Source organism: Rhizobium sp. P1_C7, from assembly GCF_056406295.1.
The window spans coordinates 17,326-40,159 of record NZ_JBFUAL010000027.1; the positions used below are offsets into that span (position 1 = coordinate 17,326).

The window sequence follows — 22,834 nt, forward strand, 5'->3', positions numbered from 1 at the left end:
CTATCCTTTGCGGGAGCGGGTCGCGCCATCGATGGCTGTGAGGTCGGCCTGCTGGCCAATCAGTTTGCGGAGCGGCGCGATCACGCGTCTCATCCGTGCGGCGATTGGCATGCTGAGATGCGCCACCGCCGACGGGTTGCCCCAGGCTGTTCTGATCGCTCCGAAGACCGACCTGTCTTTGATGTTCTGAACGAGGACGAGGAACGCATGTCCCCGGCGCAGGCTTCGTGTCCTGAATTCCTGCGCGGCCGCCGCCTCTGCATCCAGCGTGTGATTTCGAAGGAAGGCCTTATCGCCTTCGATCATGGCATCGATGTGATGAAGGGCGAGAACGCGTGAAATGGAACCGTCCCGGATATGATAGTCGTAGCCGGCGACCGGCTCCATGACGCAGCGTCCGCCGAGTGCCATTGCCGCCGCCAGGAACAGATAGTCCTCGCCGATCTTCAAGGCTTCGTTGAAGCGAAGTGCATGTTTGTCGATGAAGGCGCGCTGAAAGATTGGTTTGAGATAGCCGAAATTATGCGTGGTTTGAAAAAGGGCGTTGGAGCGAATGAACGCCGGCAGCGTCAGCTCCGGGGTCTGCGACAGCGATCGCTCGGCGAACATCGTTTCAGGCGGCGTGCCATCGGTTCTGACGACACGCAGGTTGTCGACCGCGATCTGCGCTCCGGCTTTCTCGGCACGCGCGATCATGCGCTGCAGCCTGTCCGGCTCCACCGTATCGTCGGAATCGAGAACCGCAAGCCAGCGGCCGCTGGCGTTCGCAATCGCTGTGTTGCGAGCGACGGAGGGGCCGCCGTTGCGCGAAAGCACCAACAGGCGGACATTGTGTGCGCCATAACTCTCCGCCACCGCTCTCGTTTCGTCCGTCGAGCAATCATCAGCCACGATCACCTCGACCGACACGCCGCGCTGGGCAAGGGCGCTGTCGATCGCCTTGGCAAGCGTCCCGGCCGCGTTGTAGGCGGCAATGATGAAACTGACGTCCGGCTGGGTTTGCGTCATACAGCCTCCGCCGTTCCGTACTGACGGATTTCTCGGACCCCCAGCAGGCCGCTGACGACGCCTGAGTGCATGACGCCGCGAAGCGCATAGCGATAGCGCGGAACAGTCGAGAAAATGCAGCCGATGGCGGCCGCATAGCAGAACAGCGCTTTTGCCGAGGCAAGGCCGAGCTGCCTTAGCCGGGTGAAGCCCGGGCTCTTCTCCTGGAGCAGTCGCCCATGCGTCTGTCCGAAGCGGAAGCGGCGCTTGGCGAGCCAGCCCAGACCGGCGCGGCTTTCCGTCACCGGCTCGTAGACATAGGCTTTCTCGGCAAATGCGATCTTGCCGCCGTCGCCATGCATATGGCTGAAGAACTCCGTGTCCTCGCCGCCGGTGCGCCCGAGCGCGAGGTTGAAGCGGCGGCCGGCGACAGGTGGGGAGGCAAGGCGCAAAAGGACATTGCAGGTGTAGCCGGTGCGAATCTCGCCGTCGACCCAGACCGGTAGCGTCGAGTGGAAATCACCCTCACGCATCCAGTCAGGGGCGGTCGACGAATAGACGCTGCGAACAGGGCCGAGGACGGCATCCGCCCTGGTGGTCTCGGCTGTGGCGAGGAGCTCGATCAGCCATTCCTCGCTGGCATCCTCGTCGTCGTCGATGAATGCCAGGAAATCGCCGGTGGCGTTGTCGAGGCAGGCATTGCGGGCGATCGAAATGTTTGCGGCCGGGCAATGGACGTAGGCGATCTCGTGCGGAATCGTGGGACGCAGCGCATCGACGCGTTCTCTCGCGGTTGCCACCTTGTCGTTATCGGCGACGATGATGCGCAGTTTCGTGTCCGCCGGAACTGCAAGGACCGCAAGCGAAAGCAGCGCTTCATCAAGTGAAGCGCGGCGATAGGTGCAAATGCCGATATCGATCTGGATGGATCTGTCTTTGATCATTGGGAGACCTTTCGTCCGCGAAAGCTCAGAAGCTCCATCCAGAAGCCGGCCGACCAGGCAAAGTGCATGACCATGGCGGAGAGCGCTGCCAGCGGCCCGTAGGGATTGCGCTGCCCGACGGCCATCCAGAAGCCGTAGCCGACGCAGGCAACCGCCCAGAGGCTGAAGGGGATGACTGCCGCCCAGTTCAACACGGCGAGGAAGGCGCCGATGAAAACCGGTACGACGAGAAGAGGTAGCATCTGACGCAGATTGGGCATGCTGCCGTGCTTCAGGATGTTTTTTGCCCGGCCGCGGCCGTAGCCGAGATATTGGCGAAAGAGTTTGCCGACGCTCGCGCGCGGATAATAGACCATCCGGGTCTTGTCGGTCATCCAGATGCCAAAGCCGGCCTTCTTCAGGCGGTAGTCGAGTTCTGCATCCTCGTTGTGGCTGAAGGTCTCGTCGTAACCGCCGACGGCATCGAAGGCCGCGATGCGCATCAAGGCATGATGGCCATGGTTGGTCCAGTGGCCCTCGGCACCCTCGCGGTGCTTGGAGCCGCCGTTGCCCAATTTCGAGTTCTGGGCGACTGCCGTCGCCTTCTGGAATGTACCGAAGCCGACCGTCTCCATTGCCACGACGACGGAATCGGCCTGCGTCGACACAGCCTCCTCAACCAGTTTTCGGCAGTAGTCGTCGGGGTAGTCGCCGTGCGCGTCAATGCGGATCATGTAGTCATGATCGCGGCCGAAGGTTGCAACGGCCAGATTGACGGCGGCGCTCTGAATCCGACGCGGATTGTCCAGCAGGAGGGTGCGCGGATCGGTGGTGCTGACGCGGGCCACGATCTCGCGCGTTGCATCCTTGCTGCCGCCATCGGCGACGACGATCGTCGCGTTCATGTGGTCGATCTCCTTGCTCAGCTTTGCAAGCAGGGGCTCGATATGTTTCTCTTCGTTCAGGCAGGGGATGATGATGAGACTGGAGACGCTTTTACAAACATCAGGCTTCATGGTGGTCCACCCTTCTTGAGATATTGTTTGGAGACTGGTTGTTTCGGCTTCACGCTGATCTGCGAAAGCCGGAACAAGACGGGAAAGGCTTGCCACGAGCGCTTCGCAGTCGCTGCGGTCGGCGAGCCAGGTTTTACGGTCGTGGGCAGCAACGGCCTCGCTCAAGGCGCGGTATTGCTCTCCCGTCAGGCCTTCGAACAGTGCTTCCAGCCCCGATGGGCTTGCCTCTGGCAGAACAAGGCCGATGCCCCTTTCGCTCAGGAAGCGCGCGGTCTGCGTACCCTCGAGCGCGACCGGGACTGTGCCGTAGAGGCAACCCTCGTACAGCCGGTTGGGCAGCAGCCAGCTCGAATTGAGGCCTTCTTCGAAGAAATCGATCGCCCAGGCGAAATCGACATCGTCGTAGATCGCCTGCAGATCCTCCGGGTTGCGATAGGGACCTTCGAAGCTGACATAGGGTTCGTCGCGGACGAAGGCGTCGAAATTCTCGAATTCTGAATAGGCAGGGCGACCGCGCAGCACGATCTCTACGCGACCCTCCAAGCGGCGAGAGAAGGCGGCGAGCAGGCCAAGCGACTTGCGGCAGCGAAGGGCGCCGTACCAGCCGATTTTCCAGGGTTGGCCGGGTTGTCGGAGCGGGCGGGCGATCGACTGGGTGATCGTGGCTTCATCGAGCGCGATGACCTTGTTTTCGACGAGAAGGCTGGCTGCGCGGATGCCGGAACGCCTGGCGAAGTGGTTTTCGACAAATGCGGGCGAACTTGTGATCACGAGTTTGGCGTCCTGGCCGAAATACGCCTCGGCTCGGCGCATCGCCTGGCCGACGATATCGTCGCGCGACAGAAGGCGGTGAATGTCGAGGCACTCGTAGACAACAGGGACGTTGCCCCCGAAAAGCTTGTTGGCCCGATGTGCGACTGCCAGTGCCTCGAGATTGCGCCCGATGATGACGTCGGGCTTGTCGACGCCATTCAGCAGGGTCTTGAGTGCTGCCATCGCCTTTGCGACGGCTGCCATGCGCTGGGGGAATTTTGCGTCGGCTGTGCGCCCGAGTTCGATCGGCGTCACCCCATGCACCTCGGCCAGGCGGTTTTCTCCCCGTCGGAAGCCGGCGAGCACCACGTCGGCACCGCCCTCGCGCAGCATCAGCACCCGGCGCCGGACGGCGGGGTCGGCCAGATCGTGCACGAGATAGAGGACTTTGAGCATCAATATTCCTTACGAGCTGATGGCTTCGATTAGTTGAGCGCGCACGCAACCGATTCGGGAAACTGGCATTTGTCGCCGACGGCCGTGTAGGCAACGCGCTCGACCTCAAGCGTCGTCGGCTTTGTATAGGCAAAGTGGCCCATCCAGTCGGTCAACGTGTCGGAACCCCAGAGGCTGAAGAAGATCTTCTGCGGGCTGCTCGGTATCTTCGATGGGTCGGTGACATCCTGGACGAGCTTGCCGTTCAGGTAATAGCGCAGCCGGCCCGGCTCCCAGACGAAGGCGTAATCGTTGAATTCCCCGTCGGCCCTGCTGCCGATGGGAACGAGCTTTTCGTTGCCGCCCTTCGCCTTGACGTACTGATTGACCTGTACCTGGCTGGCGTTCTTGCCCAGAACCTCGAAGTCGATCTCGTCCTGCTGCTGTTTGTCGGCGGGGCCGATGTAGGTGAAGAATGCGGAGTTCAGGCCCGAGCCCGTGCCGGCCTTCATGCGCGCTTCATAGGTTCCATATCCGTAGCGTTTCTTGGTCTGGATCTCGCCGCAGAGATAGTTGCGATCCTTGGATTTTCCGTCCGCAAATGACAGTCGAAGCGATCCTCCATCGACCTTCACCTGGTTCTTCGACCATGTGCAGTTCTGATGCGCGCCATTGTTCCAGCCGTCGGATATGTACCAAATGCCGCGGTCGAGCTTGTCGAAGTTTTCGACGAAAGAGGTGCTGCCGGCCTGCTGGGCAATCGCTGACGAGGCGCCGAGCAACAGGGCGCCGAACAGGCTGAGGGTCGGGCAAGGTTTTCGCGCATGGGCGATTTTTGTCGTCATGTGTCACCTTTGCTGTGAGATGAGTTCGGAGGAGATGTTCTTGGCGGATACGGGGCGTTCGGGCTGTTTCCTGGTGCGCCCGCCCGTCAGCACCGCGTATAGGCGCGGGGCCGCTTTGCGGCAGAGGCTGTTGGTGAGGGTCAGGAATGGAAACAGCAGAGCCAGCGAGAGCACAAAGAACAATGGATAGTTGGTTGCGCCCGTCTTGCCCCAGACGATCCAGAGGAGGATCAGGAGCGGGTAGTGAGCGCAGAAGATCCAGAAACTGAGGCTCCCGGTTTTCGATAGGCGTTGGCCGATCTGCGTTTTGATCAGCGGCGCCGAGAGCAGCCAGAAGCCGAGCGCGCCGGCGATCGCCAGCGTGTTTCGGAACAGCTGCACCCAGTCCGGCATGACCGGTCCCGTGGTGTAGATCGCCGTTGCCAGAAGCGCCGAGCTGGCAATCAAAAGCGCCCCGCCGACCGGCGCGAAGCGATCGAGCGCCTTCAGATCAACCTTGTAGAGGCCAATATAGATGCCGAGGCTGAAGCTGAAGAGGATCGAGCGTTTGAGAACCACATAGAGCGGCATCTCCGGGATCAACGCCAGCACCAGCAAGACTGATAGTGTGAGCAGGGGCACACGAAGGATAAGCCACGCCAGGACAGGCGACAGCAGGACGCAGGCGAAAAGATCGCGCAGGAAATAGAGCGGAACATTGACCGGGAAATCCTCTACTGCAAACAGTTGCGTCATCAGATCGCGGGCGGATGCGTGCCAGGGATCCGGTACGTAGCCATTGCCGAGATCCATGCCGAGCGCGACAAGGACCACCAGAAAAAACGCACAGTTCCAAAGCAGGAATGGCAAGAGAACCGTCTGCGATTTCGTGCGGACGGTTTTCAGATAGCTGAAGTTCTCCAGTCCGCCGCGAAACAGCAGATAGCCGGAGATCACGCTAAGGCATGGCACGCCGACTCGAAACAGCGCTTCCGTCAGAAACACCCTGATCCAGTCAAAGGTACCGTAGGTCCCATTGAACGGACTGCTCGCGACATCGAATGGTATATGAACGAACACAATGCCCGAAATGAGCACGATCCGCATCAGGTTGATCCGTGAGGATACGTTGGCATCAACATTCACGTTATCAGTCACCCCTTTTGGGCCGCACCTCCCCTTGCGACCGTTTCAATCAGAGCAGACTCGAGCCCGCAGCCCAGAAGCTAGGGCTAATTCACGGAAGAAAATATGGCACCGCAGCAAAAAGTGATCGTCGGTCCCGCTTTGAAACGATCCCGGCCCGCCGTTACGGCAGCTCAATCGGTGGTCTGCAGAGCGTCGTGAGGCGGCGTTAAAGCCAGCGTCAGCAGTGCATTCAAGAAAATGATTATATTCACTGACTTAGCCGTTTCCGACCCGCTGGCGAACACGAAAGTTTTTGCGCGTTGGTGAAGAATGTTACAATCGCGGCTGGCGCACGACGCGCCTTTTGTGGCCGGAATGGGGCAATCGGGGGTGTCGATGCTCCATTTTGGAGCAGGGACCGGCTTTGGTGCTGTTTGCAGGCTTTGACAAATTTCGGACGAAATGACCCTGATGATTGTGCAGTGCAGCAGCTTGCCGCCGACCTCTTGGCCGCTAGATGCCCGGCTGAAGCACCAATTCGAACCTCTCAAGGAGAGAGTATGGCGACGTTTACGATCATCATTCCGTTCTATCAGCGGGATGACGGTATTCTCCGGCGCGCGCTTGCGTCGGCTTTCCAACAGACCTTCCAGGATTTCGAGGTCATTGTCGTCGACGATCAGTCGCCGTATTCGCCTGCAGACGAGCTGGCGCCTTTGACGGACGAGGAGCGCGCGCGCATTACAGTCGTGAGCCAGCGGAACGCCGGACCGGGCGGGGCCCGCAACACTGGTCTTGACCATGTTCCGGCCGAGACGACGTATGTGGCCTTTCTCGATTCCGACGATATCTGGACGCCCGATCACCTGGCGAACGCCTTCACCGCGATGCGGACGCTCGACGGCGATTGCTACTGGGCGTCGATCGAGGGTGGTGAGGAATTCGACTACCATTTCGGCATTGCCGCGCTGGGCCAGATCGAGGGCGCAAGACGGCTGATGGAAAAGCCGCTGGTCCTGGACGTTCCCGACATCGCTGGCGTGATGGTCAACAACTGGGCCTTCCTCCACATGTCGTGCATGGTCATCGCAAGGCCACTGATCGAGACCGTGCGCTTCGACGCAGCCCTGCGGCTGGCCGCCGAAGACGTGCTGTTTTTCTGCGATTGCATGCTGGCGGCTCGCCACGTCCTGCTTTGCGCCGATTCAGGTGCGCTGCGCGGGGAGGGCATCAACATCTTCCACGGCGTCGACAACACCTCTCCGGAATTCCTGAAGCAGCAGTTCATCACCTGGATGGCGCTCGATCGGCTCGAAAGCCGGTTCTCGGCGAGGCCGCGTGAGATCGCCACCATCAAGGCGCACAAGAGCCAGGCTCGAAAGCAGGCGCTATGGAGCCAGATTGGCCTGCTGCGCCTGCGCCGTCGCCCCGATTTCGCCTTGCTTGCGCGCTGGTGTTTTCAGGATCCGCTCCTGCTGCAGAGCGCTCTGCAGCTTGCGGCGGGAAAGCTCGTGAAGTAGCCGGGCTACTTCGCCGGAGCGTCCAGGAGGTATCTCAGCCGGTCGCCTCGCGAGGTGACCGATACGCCAGCCGGATTGCGCCAGCGTTCGGTCTTGTCCGACAGGATGCCTTTTGCGATTGCCGGAAGGGCCGAAGGGTGTGCTGCGACATAGGCGATAGCGGCCGATCGTCCTGATTTGGCCTTTATGTCGAGAAACCGGCGCAGCTCGTATTTACCGCGGACATGCCGCTCGTGTCGCCGCACCGCTTCGGCGGCTTGCGGCGGAAGTTTGAAAGCCTTGAGCAACGCCCGGTCAGCTTCGTACAGTCGACCGAGATCTTCGGTACGGTGGCTGCCACTCAGGGAATCGCCGCGCACGACGGCGCCGTAGCCGCAGCTATGGATGACCTTGTAGCGCGCGCCGTGAGCCAGCGCGCGGATGTAGAGGTCGTAGTCTTCACCAAGGCGCATGTCTTCCCGGTAGCGGAGCGCGTGCTTGTCGAGAAAGCTCCGCAACATGACCGGCTTCAGAAAGCCGATCTCGCCGCGCCGGACGCCGCGCTTGGAGATGTTTCCGTCCACGAAGGTCGCAAGGTCGAGAACAAGCGGGTCTTCCGCGAACTGGTCGAGTCGCTCAGGTGCCTGTGCCACGGTCTCGGCGTCCACGAAGGCGATGTTGTCGGCAACAAACTCCCAGTCGTCCTGCGCGAGCATACGACGGAAGCGCCCGGCGAAGAAGAAATCGTCGGCATCGAGAATTGCGATCAGGGGGGCAGAGGAGATGTCGATTGCGTGGTTGCGGGCGGCCGACGGCCCCTTGTTCCTTTCGAACCTGACGATTGTCAGCCTGCCGCTGGCGTCGTCGGCGCGCCTTGCCACTTCGGCAGTGCCGTCATCGGATCCATCGTCGACGACCACAACCTCGGCTACTTCAGGCTCGAGGAGAGCGGATTTTACAGCGGTCTGGATCGTCTCGGCCGCGTTCTTTGCGGCGATGATCACACATATGCTAGCCGTTTGAGCCACGCTTTACCTCCGTTGTTTCGTCCCAGAACTAGGCCGTCGGAGCGCAGCACACAACGCATGCCGGTTCACATGATGTTACGGGAAAGGGCGCCGGGGCTGAAGGCGGCGGATAATATTCGCCTGGCAGAGGGCTCAGCGATTGAAAGGTTCGGAGCCGTTGAAGGGCGTGACGTGCAGCTTTTCAGGCTCTTCGCTTCGGCTGGGAGCAGCCTGGTTGACGTTGCGGCTCCTGGATTCTTTCCAGACGAGATACAAGACGCCGCCGAAATAACCCGCCTGCAGGAGAATCGCACAAATCAGCGTCTTGATAAGGGTGCCGGACACGGAACCGCTCAGGAAATAGGTCGCGACAGCAAAAACGCCCAGTGCGCCGAGCATGCTGACAAAAACGCGAGGTGCATACATTGTGTTGCCTCCCCATCGGGGCCTCGTTCAATGAACATCCATTGAATACGACCGCTCCCCCAGGACCCTTGTGTAGATATGTTTACAGGACTTCGCCGTATAACAGAAGCTCTGGAGACGTTTTTTGCGTCCGCGGTCCGGTAGTACTGGAACCATCTTAAATGTTTGTTCCGGCGATTGGTAAAAATGCCACTTATCGGTGCCGAACTGCCCGAAACGCGCAACATCATTAAAGTTACGTTATACGCAAAGGTTGCGTCGAATTTGGCAATGCACGTTCTTGTTCGTGCCACAATTCCCTCTCCCGGGGCGGCGTAGACGTCGTTGTGCGTTCAACTTTTATTACAAAGTTTTAATTTCAAACGATTTGTGAGTGCGGCGCAAAATTAATGCTGCGATGCAATAGAAATCGTCGTGGCAAGATCAAATCTGCGACTGGTGCAGAAGCCATTCGTGCAAACGATGACTTTGCGCCGATGCGCCGCAACGACCTAGACTTCAGTAGTTTTGGACGCGGAAGCAATGAGGGCAAGTTCTATTTCAACGCATGAAGGTTATTTCAAAGAAGTCTATCGGATGTAGATCTGTTTAAGTGATTTCTGAAAAACAAAAAGTTGAACAAACGTTGCCAAAACCCTTCGAAAACAATTGGTTTTAAAAATGTGGCTTAAAAAAACAAAATCCGCTCATACACTCCGAACTCGTCAGCGCTAGCTAAGCGTCCTGAGCCACCGACCAAACGGCAAACATAAGTGGAGTTACCTCTATGAAGTCTGCGACGAGATCGGACAGTTCGCCATTTTATGGCGTAGTTCACGAAAGCGCGTTTCCGCCCACGGGCGGTTTCGCAAAACGGGCATTCGATGTGTCCGCTGCCTTCCTCGGGCTTGTCTTTCTAAGCCCGATATTTTTGATGGTGATGTTGCTTGTGAAGCTCTCGGACAAAGGTCCGGCCTTCTATGGGCATCGCCGTATCGGCCATAACGGCCAGGAGTTCCGTTGCCTGAAATTCCGGACAATGGTCACCGAAGGGGACAAGGTCTTGCAGGAGTACCTGCGAAACAATCCCCAAGCCATGGAAGAATGGCGTGCAACGCGCAAACTGCAGCATGACCCCCGGGTGACTGCTGTCGGAGCCGTGTTGCGCAAGTTGAGCCTTGATGAGCTGCCGCAGCTCTTCAACATCCTGCGCGGCGAAATGAGCATCGTCGGTCCCCGTCCCGTCGTGCAAGACGAACTTGAAATGTACGAACATGCGGCCGTCTACTATCTGCAATCGCGCCCGGGCCTGACCGGCCTCTGGCAGGTGAGCGGACGCAACGATGTCTCCTATGCAGCCCGCGTTGCTTTCGACACCCACTATGTCGAAAACTGGTCGCTGGTCCGGGATGTCGTGATCATCGCACGCACCATCCCCGCGGTTTGCGCCCAACGCGGCAGCTACTGAGCCGCGCATTCAAAGCTCAACGAGAAACTGCGCGGCAACGCTTAGGCTTTGTCGTGCCGAAATACGGGTAAAGTTATGGAAAAACGCTTCATTGATGGCAAGGCCGGGGATGACAAGGCAGGGCGAACCCGTGTTCTGCAATCCGGTATCGCAGTTGCGGCCGGGTTGGGTGCCTTTCTGCTATCCGCTTGCATTGTCAGCGCGGATGAGTACCGCCTTGGGGTGATGGACAAGCTCGCTATTCGCGTAGCCGAGTGGCAGACGGCCGATGGAACGATCCGCGACTGGTCTGTCATCAGCGGGGACTACACGGTGGGGCCATCCGGAAGCATTTCCTTGCCGTTCGTCGGCGACATGCCGGCCTCGGGCAAGACGACCGATGCGATTGCCAAGGAGATCGGTTCGGCTCTGCAGAAGCAATTCGCTCTGAAGGATCGACCGTCTGCATCCGTCGAGCTGTCGCAGTTCCGGCCGGTTTATCTATCCGGTGATATCGAAAAGCCAGGCGAATATCCGTTTGCCCCGAACCTCACGGTCGTCAAGGCGGTGAGTATCGCCGGCGGGCTACGCCGCGCAGAGGCCGGCCAGCGGTTCGCCCGCGACTTCATCAACGCCAAGGGCGATGCCGTCGTTTACATGGCGGACCGGGCGCGGCTTTTGGTGAAGCAGGCCCGGCTGCGCGCCGAAGCCGCAAACCAGGATTCCTTCGATATGCCGAAGGAGCTTCAGGACAAGCCCGAGGCAAAGGCGTTGTTCGGAAGCGAGTCAGCGCTCATGACCTCGCGCAAGAAGCGGCTGACGCTACAGCTTCAGGCGCTCGATGACCTGCGGGCTTTGCTGCAGAGCGAAGTCGAGACGCTGGCCAAGAAGACCGAGACGCAGAGCCGCCAGCTTCAGCTTGCGACAGAAGACCGCGACAAGGTCGAGGATCTGGCGGAGAAGGGCCTGGCTCTCAGCGCCCGCAAGATAGCAGCCGAACAGCGTGCCGCCGATATCGAGGCGACGCTTCTCGATATCGATACCAATTCGTTGAAGGCCAAGCAGGACATCAGCAAGGCCAACCAGGACGAGATCACGCTTCGAAACGATCGGGATGCCCAGATTGCGCAGGAGCTCCAGAATGCCGATGCCCAGCTTGACGAACTCAACCTCAAGCTTGCGACCAGCAATTCGTTGATGTCCGAGGCTCTCACGCAGTCGACCGATGCGGCGCGTTTCGACAATACGAGCGGTGCTGCGAGCATCGCCTATTCGATCATTCGCGAAGTCGACGGACAGCCGAAGGAAATTCCGGTGCAGGAGAACACCGCACTGCAGCCCGGCGACCTGATCAAGGTGACTGCCGGACTGTACATGAGGTAACGGGGCGGCATGCGTATCGCAAAGTCGGCGCTCATTCAGCCCGGCGGGAATCAAGCCTATGCCGTTCCCGCCGTGGCGCTATCGCTTTTCTGCTTTGCCTATTCGATCAAGTTCGGGCAGGTGGCGATACTGCTGTACTATGCGCTCTGGCTGCCGCTGATAGTGGTCGACTATCGGACCGTGCTCGGGAACTATAACAGATACCTCTGGCTCTTTGCCTTCGCCGCGCTGGCGTTCCTGTCGGTCTTCTGGTCCGCGGTTCCCGGTATTTCGATGCGTGCCAGTATCCAGTATCTGACGCAGGTGATCTGCGCACTGGTTGCGGTCAGGGTCCTCGATGTGCGGACGCTGACGGTCGGCATGATCGCGGGCGTCGGCATCGTACTCATCTACTCGCTGTTGTTCGGCTATTACGAGTATGACCCGCTCGATGGCACGTTCAGTTTCGTCGGTGCCTTCGCATCCAAGAACCAGCTTGGTTTCTATGCGTCGCTTGGTCTGATCGTCTGCGTTGCCGCAGTTTTCATCTTCGGCGAACGGCGACTTTGGATGGCGGCTGCGGGCGTTGTCGGACTGCTGTCGGCCTATTGTCTGCTTGCCTGCCAGTCGGCGACATCGGTGCTGACGACGGTTGTCGTCATTGCGCTGATGTTGGGACTTCGGGTCGTCCTGTCTTTGTCGCCCGATCAGCGAAAGCTGCTGGTCGTGGGCGGAGGCGTGGCCGTCGTCGTGCTGGCGGTCGCGGGCGTCTATCTCGGTGCGGTCGACGCCGTGCTCGGCATCTTCGGCAAGGATTCGACGCTGACAGGGCGTACCTATCTCTGGCAGCAGGGCATCGAGGCGGCAACGCAGAACCCGATTTTCGGTGTCGGATACCAGGCCTACTGGGTGCAGGGCTTTTCCGAACCAGAGCGCCTGTGGGAAGAGTTCTTTATCGGCTCACGCAGCGGTTTCCACTTCCACAACACCTACATCGAGACGGCCGTCGAGCTTGGGTTGGCCGGGGTGCTGATCCTTGCGGTGACGCTCCTGAAGATCCTGTGGGGGCATCTTCGCCGCCTGATCGAGGACGTCAGGAACGACGAGTCGCATCTGCTGTTCTCGATTGCAGTGCTGCTCACGATCCGCTCCTTCGTCGAGATCGACATTCTGACGCCCTATAACGTCGGCACGTTCCTCTTCTATTTCGCGGGTGGGAAATTGGCGGTCTCGCGTCGCCAGCCCGTTGCCGGGACATGGCGGCGCGAGAGGCCGCAACAACCCGCCATATCATAACGACATTTGCATTTTTGAACCGGCTCTGACCGGTTATTCGAGGGAACCGGATGAAGACTCTTTACGGCATCCAATATTTGCGCGCCTTTGCGGCGCTTGCCGTCGTCGTCTTTCACGCGGCGGAAAAGTCGGGCGAGCACTTTGCGATCGGTGCTGCAGGCGTCGATGTGTTCTTCGTCATCAGCGGCTTCATCATGTGGGTGATCAGCGATCGCCGGCCGATGACGCCGCAGGGTTTTTTGCTCGACCGCATTCGGCGCATCGCCCCCTCCTACTGGCTGGTGACCGCCGTGATGATCGTCGGTGCCGTCACGGGGCTCTTTCCGAACCTGCAGCTGACGGGCGCGCATGTTCTCGGCTCGCTGTTCTTCATGCCGATGCGTTCGCCGAGCAACGGCGAGATCTGGCCCGTTCTCGTGCAGGGATGGACGCTGAATTTCGAAATCTTCTTCTATGTGCTCTTTGCGGGCGCGCTCTTTCTGCCACGACACTGGAGGCTGATTTTCCTGTCGGCTGCCTTCGGCGGCTTCTTCCTGATCGGGCTGATCGTCCAACCGGCGTCGCCAGCCCTCTATACCTACACCCGGCCGATCATCCTCGAGTTTCTTGGGGGTGTGTTCCTGGCGGAACTCTGGCTGCGCCGGTGGATTGCCGGGACAAGTCTGGGGCTGGCCTGCATCGGCGCGTCGCTCTCCGGCTTTGCCGCCATCTTCCTGATCGGAGCCGAGTTCGATGAGGCGATCTGCGGCCCGCTGGCGATGGCCCTCGTCTACGGCATGGTGTCGCTCGAAACCGATGGAAGCATCGGTCGCGTTCCGGTTCTGACCTATCTCGGCGATGCGTCCTACTCGATCTATCTTTGGCACACGCTGGCAATCTCGGTGATCGTCAAGGCGGCTGGCGTGGTCGGCCTCTCGACGGCCGCCACCGTCGTTGCCGCCGTCATCGGCGGTACGATCCTTGGCGCCGCGGCCTTCGAACTTGTAGAGAAGCCGTTGAGAAAGCTGTTTTCCCGCACCGGACCGAAGCAGGGCGCACTCGCGCGGCGCCCCTTATGACGAGGGTTCGACCGCCGGTTCTTCGGCGGCGGACGTTTCGGCTCCGGCGGTCGGGGCAGACTTCCGCCAGCGTGCACGCAGTACGACATAGAAAACGGGTGTCAGGAACAGGCCGAAGATCGTTACGCCAAGCATCCCGGAGAAAACGGCCGTCCCCAGTGATTGGCGCATTTCGGCGCCGGGGCCGGTGGCGAGCATCAGCGGCACGACGCCGAAGATAAAAGCAAAGGCCGTCATCAGGATCGGACGCAGACGCAGGTGGCTGGCCTCGATGGCGGCTTCGACGGCCGACTTTCCTTCGTCCTGCGCCTGCCTTGCAAACTCGACGATCAGGATCGCGTTCTTCGCCGCCAGACCGATCAGCACGATCAGGCCGATCTGCGTGAGGATATTGTTGTCCATCCCTCGCAGGTGCACGCCGATCAGCGCGGCAAGGATGGCGAGGGGGACGATCAGAATGATTGCGAGCGGCAGAACCCAGCTTTCATACTGTGCCGACAGCGCCAGGAACACGAAGACCACCGAGAGCGCGAAGATGTAGATCGCGGTATTGCCGGTGTTTCGTTCCTGAAAGGCGATCTCTGTCCATTCGAATGTCGTTCCCGCCGGCAGGATCTCTTTGGCGAGGCCCTCCATCGTGTCGAGCGCGCTTCCGGTGGAAACGCCCCGCGCGGCGTTACCCTGCACCGGCACCGAAACGTACATATTGTAGTGCTGGACGAGCGAGGGGCCGCTGGTGTCGAGAATGTCTATCAGTGTTCCGAGCGGCACGAGGGCGCCGGTGGCCGAGCGCACCTTGAGCGCCAGGATATCGTCGCGCTCGACGCGGTACTGCTGGTCGGCCTGCGCGCGCACCTGGTAGACGCGGCCAAAGGCGTTGAAGTCGTTGACATAGGACGTGCCGAGGTTGATCGAGAGCGTGTCGAAGATATTTGGGATCGGAACGTTCAGCGCGCGCGCCTTGTCGCGGTCTATCTGGAGAAAATACTGCGGGCTGCTGGCGGAGAAGGTGGTGAAGACGCCGGTGAGCCCAGCCGTCTTGTTCGCGGTTCCCATAAGCTGGTAGGCGGCGCCAAGCACGCGACGCATGTCGGATCCTTCGCGGTCCACCAGCTGCATCTTGAAGCCGCCGGCGTTGCCGATGCCGGAAATCGGCGGTGGCGGAATGGCGATGATGAAGGCTTCCTGGATCGCCTGCAGGCTGCCGTAGAGCTGTCCGATGATCTTGTTGGCGGTCTGCCCGTGTTCAAGCCGGTTTTCGAACGTGTCGAAGGCGGCAAAGACGACGCCCGCATTGGAAGCGTTGGTGAAGGTTGCGCCGCTGAAGCCAGAAAATGCGACGGCATTCTTGACGCCCGGTGTGTTTCTGATGATCTCAGAGGCACGTTCGATGACCGCGTCGGTGCGCGATAGGGCAGCGCCATCGGGCAGTTGCACGACGACGATGGCGTAGCCCTGGTCCATGACAGGTACGAAGCCACTCGGGACGATCCGGCTCATGTAATACGTGGCGCCGAGCAGGCAGGCGAAGGCGAGCAGGGCGATACAGCGGCCCGCAACGGTCCGGACCGTGTGCCGAACGATCCAGGAATAGCCCGCGCTGACCTTGTCGAAGCCCGTGTTGAAACCATCCGCCAACGCGCCGCCGAAGCGGGAAATGACGTTGCGGTGTTTGTGATTTTCTTCATGCGGCTTGAGAACGAGAGCTGCGAGCGCCGGCGACAGGGTCAGCGAATTGAGAGCCGAAATCGCCGTTGCCACCGAAATGGTCACCGCGAACTGTCGGTAGAATTGTCCGGAGAGGCCGGGGATGAAGGCCGTCGGCACGAAGACGGCGATAAGCACCAGCGAGATTGCGATAACGGCTGTGCCGACTTCATCCATTGTGACATGGGCGGCCTGGCGGGGCGTCATGCCCTTTGCAAGGTTGCGCTCCACATTCTCCACGACGACGATGGCGTCGTCCACAACGATGCCGATCGCCAGCACGAGGCCGAAGAGGGTCAGCATGTTCAACGAAAACCCAAAGGCGAGCAGGAAAGCGAAGGTCCCGATCAGCGAGACCGGGATGGCGACGATCGGAATGATCGCGGTGCGCCAGGACTGCAGGAAGACGAGAACGACGATGGCGACGAGGATCGCGGCTTCGGCGATCGTCTTGTAGACTTCGTGGATCGACTCCGCGATAAACTCCGTGGGATTATAGACGATGTCGTAGGACAGGCCCTGCGGGAAATCATGCGAGACGGAGTCCATTGTCTTCCTGATCGAGGCGGCTGCGTCGAGGGCATTGGTGCCGGGACGGGCGAATATGCCAAGCGCGACCGCCGGCTTGCCGTTGAGATAGCTGTTGGTGACGTAGTCCTTGGCGCCGAGCTCGATGCGGGCGATATCCTGCAGCTGAACGAGACGGCCATCGGGCGTTGCCTTCACGATGACGTAGCGGAACTGCCTGGCATCGGAGAAGCGGCCTTCCGTCGTGACCGTGTACTGGAACGCGTTGGTACCTGATGTCGGCGGTCCGCCGATGGAACCGCCGGAGACCTGTACGTTCTGATCGCGCAATGCCTGCACGACGTCGGCCGACGTCATCCCATAGGCGGAAAGCTTCTGCGGGTCGAGCCAGATGCGCAGCGAATATTCGCGCTCCCCGAACAGAATGACGTCTCCGACGCCATCGAGGCGAACGAGCGTGTCGCGAATGCGGGTGCGCGCGTAGTTGGATACGTAGAGCTGATCGTAACGCTCGTTCGGCGAGAGCAGGTGCACGACCATCATCAGGTCAGGTGAGCTTTTCGCCGTCGTGATGCCGATGCGCCGGACTTCTTCGGGCAGGCGTGGTTCCGCGATTGCCACGCGGTTCTGAACCAGGACCTGCGCCTTGTCGAGATCGGTGCCGAGCTTGAAGGTGACCGTGAGCGCCATGGAGCCGTCCGCGGTCGAATAGGAAGACATGTAGAGCATGTCCTCGACGCCGTTCACTTCCTGCTCGATCGGCGTTGCGACCGTATTGGCGATCGTTTCGGCATCGGCGCCGGGATAGGCCGTGCGGATGACAATGGTTGGGGGTGCGATTTCCGGATATTGGGCGACCGGGAGCTGGAAATAGGCGATGCCGCCGACGATGAGCAGCACGATGGAGAGAACCGAGGCGAAGATCGGCCGATCGACAAAGAAGTGTGCAAACCTCATCGGCTGAGCTCCATGCCTGCCGCTTCCGGCGGCATGTCGTCGCGGCTCTGTGGCAGCTCGATCAGCTGCGGCGTGATCTTGCTGCCGGGGCGGGCGCGCATCAGGCCGTTGATGACGAGCGTTTCATTTCCATCCAGCCCCTCGCGGATAACGCGGTAGCCATAAAGCCGTGGGCCGGGCCGCACCGGCTTTGCCGACACTGTTCCGTCATCCCCGACGATATAGACGACCCGTTGGCTCTGGTCGGAGCCGATCGCTTCGTCCGGTATGAGAATGGCCTTGTACGTATTCGATGCCTCGACGGAGACGCGGCCGAAAAGGCCCGGCTGAAGAATGTAGTCCGGGTTGTCGAAGCGGGCGCGGATGCGGATCGTGCCGGTTTGAGTGTCGATGCGGTTTTCGGCGAAGTCCATCTTGCCCTCGAACGGATGCTCGCTCGAGTCGGCAATCTTCACTTTGACGTCGACGCCGCCGCCGCCCTGCTGCAGGTCGCTGCCGCGTTCGCGCGCCGTCTGTGCAAAATTTAGCAGCCGCCGTTCGTCGACATCGAAGTAGAAGTCGATCGGATCGAGCGAAACGATTGTCGTCAGGATGGACTGATCCGCCTGGACGAGATTGCCCGTGGAGATCAGCCGCCGGTCGATGCGTCCGCTGAGCGGAGCCGTTATCTTGGTATATTCAAGGTCGAGCGACGCGCGGTCAGCGGTTGCCTGGGCGCCGCGCACGTTGGCTTGGGCGGAGACCCATTCGCGGCGACGGTCATCCAGTATGGAAACCGACTGGCTGCCGCTGGTGGCCAGGCTTTCCGCCCGCTTGAACTGTGCTTCGGCATAGACCAGCGTGGATTTGGCGACTTCCAGGGCTGCATTTGCCTCATTCAAGGCCGTGACAAATGGCCTTTGGTCAATGACGAAGAGAAGATCGCCCTTTTTGACCAGAGTGCCATCGGTAAAGTGCACCTCCTGCAGATAACCGCCGACACGCGAGCGAACGGCCACCTCGTCCACGGCCTGGAACCGGCCGATGAACTCGTCCTTGTCGATGACATCGCGAACCACGGGTTTGGCAACGGTGACCGGCGGAGGAGGCGGCGCGTCCTGGGCTGCCGCGTTCGCAATCGGCAGCACAATTAGGCTGCTCAGCAGAAGCGCGTGTCTGAGCGAGAAAGGCATAGCAGTCCCCCGGTTGAGGCGGCTGGCCGGCACCGCCCGTTATGTCGATGAGATAATGCGTGTCATGTCTTGCTGCATTCGGACGAAAATGCTTCGCCCGCATTTTGACTGCTGTCTAGAGCGTCCGCGATGATGCTCGTGGGTACCTGCCGTGCTCGAAATCAGTGCGCGCAGGCCAGGGGCATGCGGCTAAGTATCTGTGCAGGGTATATAAACGGCCTGAAGAGGAAATAGCAAATGCCAACCGGTTGCAATTTCGAGTGAGCGTCATAATCGCAGCGTGTGGCGATTATCGTTTCATTGTTTCTGGGCAGCTTCCGCCACTGGATCGTTTTGCTGTGGGTATGCCGGTGCGGCATTTTGGTCGCGGCGGCCGAATCTGTAGTCGGCGCACTTGTGCGCCGTACACGCTTAATATATCTGAGCACATTATAAGTGTGCTTATGATTGGTGCAGACATCAATGAACGGCAATCCGACCCTCGGCTTTCTCATGCATGATATCGCTCGCCTGCTGGGCAAGCGGTTCGAGCAGCGTGCCAAATGCCTGGGATTGACGCGGTCGCAGTGGCAGACGCTGGCGTATCTCTCGAACAACGAGGGAATCCACCAAGGCGGGCTCGCCGAGATCCTTGAAATAGAGCCGATCACACTTGTGCGTAGCTTGGACAAGCTCGCCGAGCGTGGGCTTGTCGAGCGACGCCAGCATCCGACCGATCGCCGGATCTGGCTTCTCTACATGAGAGACGAAGCCCGCCCGCTTTTGGCGGCGATGCGCGAGATCGGAGATTTGACGCGCGGGGAAGCATTGGACGGCGTGTCGCCTAAACAGCGCGACGCGCTGTTCCAGATCCTGTCCCTGATGAAAACCAACCTAGTGCAGGCCTGCCGGACCCCCCTGGCCGAAAATGAGACCAACCATGGCTGACAAACACTCCCTGCGCGTCGTTACCGACGCAAATGCCAAGACCAAGACCCCAGCTGAAGAAATCGACGTTTCCGAACGCAAGGAAACGGTAGCCGAGGCGCCTTCATCCAATTCAGCGCCCGCTACTGCCGTGGCTGCGCCCGGCGGCACAAAGGTCCGCCGCCGGCGCAGCCTCTCACGGCCCGTTCTTTTTGCCTTGTTGCCGGTCGCGCTCGTCGTTGGCGGATACTACTACGTCAACGGCGGTCAGATCATGTCGACGGACAACGCCTATATTCAGGCTGACATGGTTGGCCTGACGACCGATGTTTCCGGTATCGTCGACCAGATCAACGTTCATGAAAACGAGGCGGTCAAGAAGGGGGAGGTCCTCTTCAGCCTGCGGCAGGATTCCTTCAAGATCGCTCTCGATGGCGCTGAGGCTCAGCTCGGGGCGGTGCGCAACCAGATCCTGAATCTGAAGGCAAGCTATCAGCAGTCGCTTGCCGAGATCACCCAGGCCGAAGCCGATATTCCTTATTATCAGAGCGAGTTCGATCGCCAGCAGAACCTCATCAACAGCGCGGCTGCAACGCGTGCCGCCTTCGATCAGGCCAAGCACAATCTCGATGCCGGCCACCAGAAGGTCGCCGTCGCCAAGGCGGACGCCGCGGCAACGCTGGCGCAGCTCGGCGGCAACGCCGATCAGCCTGTCGAGCAGAACCCGCTCTACCTCGAGGCAAAGGCCAAGGTCGACGATGCCCAGCGCGAACTCGACCACAGCGTTGTCAAGGCGCCGTTCGACGGTATCGCGACCAATGTGAACTCTCTTCAGCCGGGCTCCTACCTGCAGGCGTCGTCGCAGGCCTTTGCGCTGGTGTCGACGAGCAACCTCTGGATTGCGGCAAGCCCGAAGGAAACGGAACTGACATACGTAAAGCCCGGCCAGGCGGTCAGCATCTATGTCGATACGTATCCGGGCGTCGAGTGGAAGGGCAAGGTGGAGAGCATCAGCCCCGCGTCGGGGTCCAGCTTCTCGCTGCTGCCGGCGCAGAATACCACAGGCAACTGGGTCAAGGTCGTGCAGCGCATTCCGATGCGCGTCAGCATCGAGGACACGACAGGCAAGCCGCCGCTTCGCGTTGGCATGAGCACCGTCGTCGATGTCGACACCGGCCGTGCCCGCGGTCTTCCGGATTTTGTCTCCAAGCTTTTGGGCCGCGCCGGCGGCAAGGATCATGAGTAGCGTCGCGTCTTCTCCGGTCGCCCCGGTTGCCAACCGAGGCGCGATCACGGCCTGCGTCATCCTGGCCGTCATCATGCAGGCGCTGGACACGACGATCGCCAACGTGGCGCTGCCCTATATTCAGGGCAGCGTGTCGGCGAGCGCCGACCAGATCAACTGGGTGCTGACCTCCTATATCGTCGCGGCCGCCATCATGACGCCGCCGTCGGGTTTCCTGGCTGCCAAGTTCGGGCGCAAGCGCGTGCTGCTGACCGCGATTGTCGGCTTCGTCGTTGCGTCTGTTCTTTGCGGTCTTGCGCAGTCCCTCAACCAGATCGTCGCATTCCGTCTCCTCCAGGGGCTGTTCGGCGCTTCGCTGGTTCCCCTGTCTCAGGGCATCCTCCTCGACATCTATACCGTCGAGGAGCGCGGCTCGGCCATGGCCCTATTCGGCGTCTCGGTCATGGTCGGGCCGGTCCTCGGGCCAGTCATCGGCGGCTGGCTGACCGACAACATCAGCTGGCGCTGGGTCTTCTACATCAACGTGCCGATCGGTGCGCTGGCGTTCGCGGGCATCGTCATCTATGTCACGGAGACGAAGCGTGACATGCTGGCCAAGCTGGACTGGTTCGGTTTCGGGATGATGAGTCTCGGGATCGCGTCGCTGCAGCTGTTTCTCGACCGCGGCGAGCAGCTCAACTGGTTCGCGTCGGGCGAAATCATGATCGAGGCGATCGTCTGCGCAGCGGCCTTCTATCTGTTGATCGTGCACACGCTGACGACCGAGAAATCCTTCGTCAATCCGAAGCTGTTTCTGGACCGGAACTTCAGCGTCAGCATGATCTTCATCTTCGTCATCGGGATCACCTATCTTGCATCGCTGGCGCTGATGACGCCCTATCTGCAGACGCTGATGGGCTACCCTGTGATCACCGCCGGCATCGTCATGGGGCCGCGCGGACTGGGGACCATGCTCTGCATGTTCATCGTCGGCAGGCTGATCGGCAAGGTGGACACCCGCCTCCTCCTCGTGCTCGGGCTCAGCCTGACGGCATGGGCGATGTACGACATGACCGGCTGGACGCCCGACGTGTCGCAGTGGACCATCGTATCGGTCGGCTTCGTCCAGGGCGCTGGGCTCGGCTTCCTGTTCGTGCCTTTGACGACGATCGCGTTCTCGACGCTGCCCGCGCACCTGCGCGGTGAAGGAACGGGTCTCTACAATTTGTCGCGAAACATCGGCTCCAGCGTCGGCATCTCGATCGTTTCCGCTCTGTTGGTCGAAAACGCGCAGGTGAACCACGAGACGATTGCGGCCTATGTGACGCCGTTCAACCGGGCATTCGAGACAACAGCTGCACATGGGTTGAGCCCGCTGACTGCGGCCGGACGAGCATCGCTGAACGAGCTGATCACGCTGCAATCCACCATCATCGCCTATATGGACGACTTCAAGCTGCTGATGATCATGTCGCTTGCGGTCATTCCGCTGGCGCTCTTGCTGCGCAAGCCGAAGGTGGCGCCTGTGATGGACCACAGTGCCGTCATGGAATGATCACCGAAACGGCTTGCTGAGATAGCGCGACCCCAAAATGCCGAAGCGCCACGGTACTTCGGCATTTTTCGTTATGCCGATGCGCTTGCCGGAGACGATCTCCGCAGGCCGCGCGGACGGCGCGATCGAAAAGGGATCGCGGTCGAGCAGCCGGTCATTCAGGGTGATGTCGATGCCGAGCGCCTGGCAGAGCTTGCCCGGGCCGCTGCAAAGTTGCGTCGGAACATCGGTGCCGCGGCGCGCGATCATTCCGGCAAGCCCGATCTCCGGTTCCATTGCCCGAATGAGCACTGCCGAGCCCGGGGTGCAGACAAAGTTCAGGCACCAATGCACTCCGTAGATGCGGTAGATGTAGACGTTGCCGGGGCGACCGAACATTGCACCGTTTCGCGGTGTCGGACCGCGAAAGGCATGAGAGGCTTCGTCGCCGGGGAAGTACGCCTCCGTCTCCGCGATACGGCCGCCGGCATTGCCCACGAGGAGATGGCAGCCCAGCAGATCCCGCGCGACGGTGATCGCGTCGCGCTCGAAGAAGCTCTGAAGCTCGTGGCCGGTGAGGGGGGCGGTGCCGATTGCACCAAGCGCTTGCGTCATCTGTCCTTCGGATTTTGGCACGATGTTCTGCCGCGACCGCGGCCGAGACG

18 protein-coding genes are annotated in these 22,834 nt (G+C 60.5%); 8 read left to right on the forward strand and 10 right to left on the reverse strand.

The annotated features are described in order from the left end of the window. The 5 genes from AC1D2R_RS28030 to AC1D2R_RS28050 all read right to left on the reverse strand — a co-directional run bounded on the left by AC1D2R_RS28030 (position 1) and on the right by AC1D2R_RS28050 (position 6,045). Positions 1–1,008, reverse strand: coding sequence for a glycosyltransferase family 2 protein (locus AC1D2R_RS28030; RefSeq protein ID WP_477972558.1), 1,008 nt, complete (start codon positions 1,006–1,008; stop codon positions 1–3). Continuing rightward, a complete protein-coding gene (locus AC1D2R_RS28035) occupies positions 1,005–1,931 on the reverse strand; it encodes a glycosyltransferase family 2 protein (protein WP_477972560.1) in 927 nt (308 codons plus the stop codon). Before AC1D2R_RS28035 ends, AC1D2R_RS28030 begins: the two co-directional genes overlap by 4 nt. Next, entirely contained in the window at positions 1,928–2,926 is a 999-nt protein-coding gene (locus AC1D2R_RS28040; RefSeq protein WP_477972611.1) for a glycosyltransferase family 2 protein, read from the reverse strand. The genes AC1D2R_RS28035 and AC1D2R_RS28040 overlap by 4 nt, the downstream gene beginning before the upstream one ends. Positions 2,927–4,164: 1,238 nt before the next feature. After that, the gene (gene exoK / locus AC1D2R_RS28045; RefSeq protein WP_477972562.1) at positions 4,165–4,959 is read right to left on the reverse strand and encodes an endo-1,3-1,4-beta-glycanase ExoK; all 795 of its coding nucleotides are present in this window, start codon (positions 4,957–4,959) and stop codon (positions 4,165–4,167) included. A 3-nt stretch (positions 4,960–4,962) separates the two neighbouring features. Beyond that, entirely contained in the window at positions 4,963–6,045 is a 1,083-nt protein-coding gene (locus AC1D2R_RS28050) for an acyltransferase family protein (RefSeq protein ID WP_477972563.1), read from the reverse strand. A 581-nt stretch (positions 6,046–6,626) separates the two neighbouring features. Between AC1D2R_RS28050 and AC1D2R_RS28055 the strand changes: the two genes are divergently transcribed. After that, entirely contained in the window at positions 6,627–7,586 is a 960-nt protein-coding gene (locus AC1D2R_RS28055; RefSeq protein WP_477972564.1) for a glycosyltransferase family 2 protein, read from the forward strand. Positions 7,587–7,591: 5 nt separating this feature from the next. Here AC1D2R_RS28055 and AC1D2R_RS28060 read toward each other — a convergent pair whose 3' ends face one another. Together AC1D2R_RS28060 and AC1D2R_RS28065 are read right to left on the reverse strand one after the other, a co-directional pair. Then, a complete protein-coding gene (locus tag AC1D2R_RS28060) occupies positions 7,592–8,593 on the reverse strand; it encodes a glycosyltransferase family 2 protein (RefSeq protein WP_477972566.1) in 1,002 nt (333 codons plus the stop codon). 132 nt (positions 8,594–8,725) lie between these two features. After that, complete coding sequence (locus tag AC1D2R_RS28065) at positions 8,726–8,998, reverse strand: exopolysaccharide production repressor protein (protein WP_477972567.1); 273 nt, start codon at positions 8,996–8,998, stop codon at positions 8,726–8,728. 766 nt (positions 8,999–9,764) lie between these two features. Here AC1D2R_RS28065 and AC1D2R_RS28070 point away from each other — a divergent pair. The 4 genes from AC1D2R_RS28070 (at position 9,765) to AC1D2R_RS28085 (ending at position 14,140) form a co-directional block, all read left to right on the forward strand. Further along, complete coding sequence (locus tag AC1D2R_RS28070; RefSeq protein ID WP_477972569.1) at positions 9,765–10,445, forward strand: sugar transferase; 681 nt, start codon at positions 9,765–9,767, stop codon at positions 10,443–10,445. Positions 10,446–10,520: 75 nt separating this feature from the next. Then, on the forward strand, positions 10,521–11,807 hold the full coding sequence (locus AC1D2R_RS28075) for a polysaccharide biosynthesis/export family protein (protein ID WP_477972571.1): 1,287 nt from the start codon (positions 10,521–10,523) through the stop codon (positions 11,805–11,807). Positions 11,808–11,816: 9 nt separating this feature from the next. Then, complete coding sequence (locus tag AC1D2R_RS28080; protein ID WP_477972573.1) at positions 11,817–13,082, forward strand: O-antigen ligase family protein; 1,266 nt, start codon at positions 11,817–11,819, stop codon at positions 13,080–13,082. 50 nt (positions 13,083–13,132) lie between these two features. Continuing rightward, positions 13,133–14,140, forward strand: a complete 1,008-nt coding sequence (locus AC1D2R_RS28085; RefSeq protein ID WP_477972575.1) for an acyltransferase family protein — start codon at positions 13,133–13,135, stop codon at positions 14,138–14,140. On the opposite strand, the gene AC1D2R_RS28090 is transcribed toward AC1D2R_RS28085, so the two are convergent. Together AC1D2R_RS28090 and AC1D2R_RS28095 are read right to left on the reverse strand one after the other, a co-directional pair. Next, a complete protein-coding gene (locus tag AC1D2R_RS28090; protein ID WP_477972577.1) occupies positions 14,135–17,332 on the reverse strand; it encodes an efflux RND transporter permease subunit in 3,198 nt (1,065 codons plus the stop codon). The two genes, AC1D2R_RS28085 and AC1D2R_RS28090, sit on opposite strands and share 6 nt — an antisense overlap. Then, positions 17,329–18,504, reverse strand: coding sequence for an efflux RND transporter periplasmic adaptor subunit (locus tag AC1D2R_RS28095; protein ID WP_477972579.1), 1,176 nt, complete (start codon positions 18,502–18,504; stop codon positions 17,329–17,331). Before AC1D2R_RS28095 ends, AC1D2R_RS28090 begins: the two co-directional genes overlap by 4 nt. A 462-nt stretch (positions 18,505–18,966) precedes the next feature. Between AC1D2R_RS28095 and AC1D2R_RS28100 the strand changes: the two genes are divergently transcribed. From AC1D2R_RS28100 to AC1D2R_RS28110, 3 genes are read left to right on the forward strand one after another with little or no spacing between them, the layout of a single operon-like run. After that, positions 18,967–19,431: a MarR family winged helix-turn-helix transcriptional regulator gene (locus AC1D2R_RS28100; RefSeq protein ID WP_477972581.1), complete on the forward strand. Its 465-nt coding sequence runs from the start codon at positions 18,967–18,969 to the stop codon at positions 19,429–19,431. Continuing rightward, positions 19,424–20,656 (forward strand): HlyD family secretion protein, encoded by a 1,233-nt coding sequence (locus AC1D2R_RS28105; protein ID WP_477972582.1) that lies wholly within the window; start codon positions 19,424–19,426, stop codon positions 20,654–20,656. Before AC1D2R_RS28100 ends, AC1D2R_RS28105 begins: the two co-directional genes overlap by 8 nt. Next, the gene (locus AC1D2R_RS28110; RefSeq protein ID WP_477972584.1) at positions 20,649–22,190 is read left to right on the forward strand and encodes a DHA2 family efflux MFS transporter permease subunit; all 1,542 of its coding nucleotides are present in this window, start codon (positions 20,649–20,651) and stop codon (positions 22,188–22,190) included. The genes AC1D2R_RS28105 and AC1D2R_RS28110 overlap by 8 nt, the downstream gene beginning before the upstream one ends. Here the strand turns inward: AC1D2R_RS28110 and AC1D2R_RS28115 are convergent, their stop codons facing one another. After that, a complete protein-coding gene (locus tag AC1D2R_RS28115) occupies positions 22,191–22,784 on the reverse strand; it encodes a DNA-3-methyladenine glycosylase (protein WP_477972586.1) in 594 nt (197 codons plus the stop codon). Positions 22,785–22,834 lie beyond the last annotated feature (50 nt).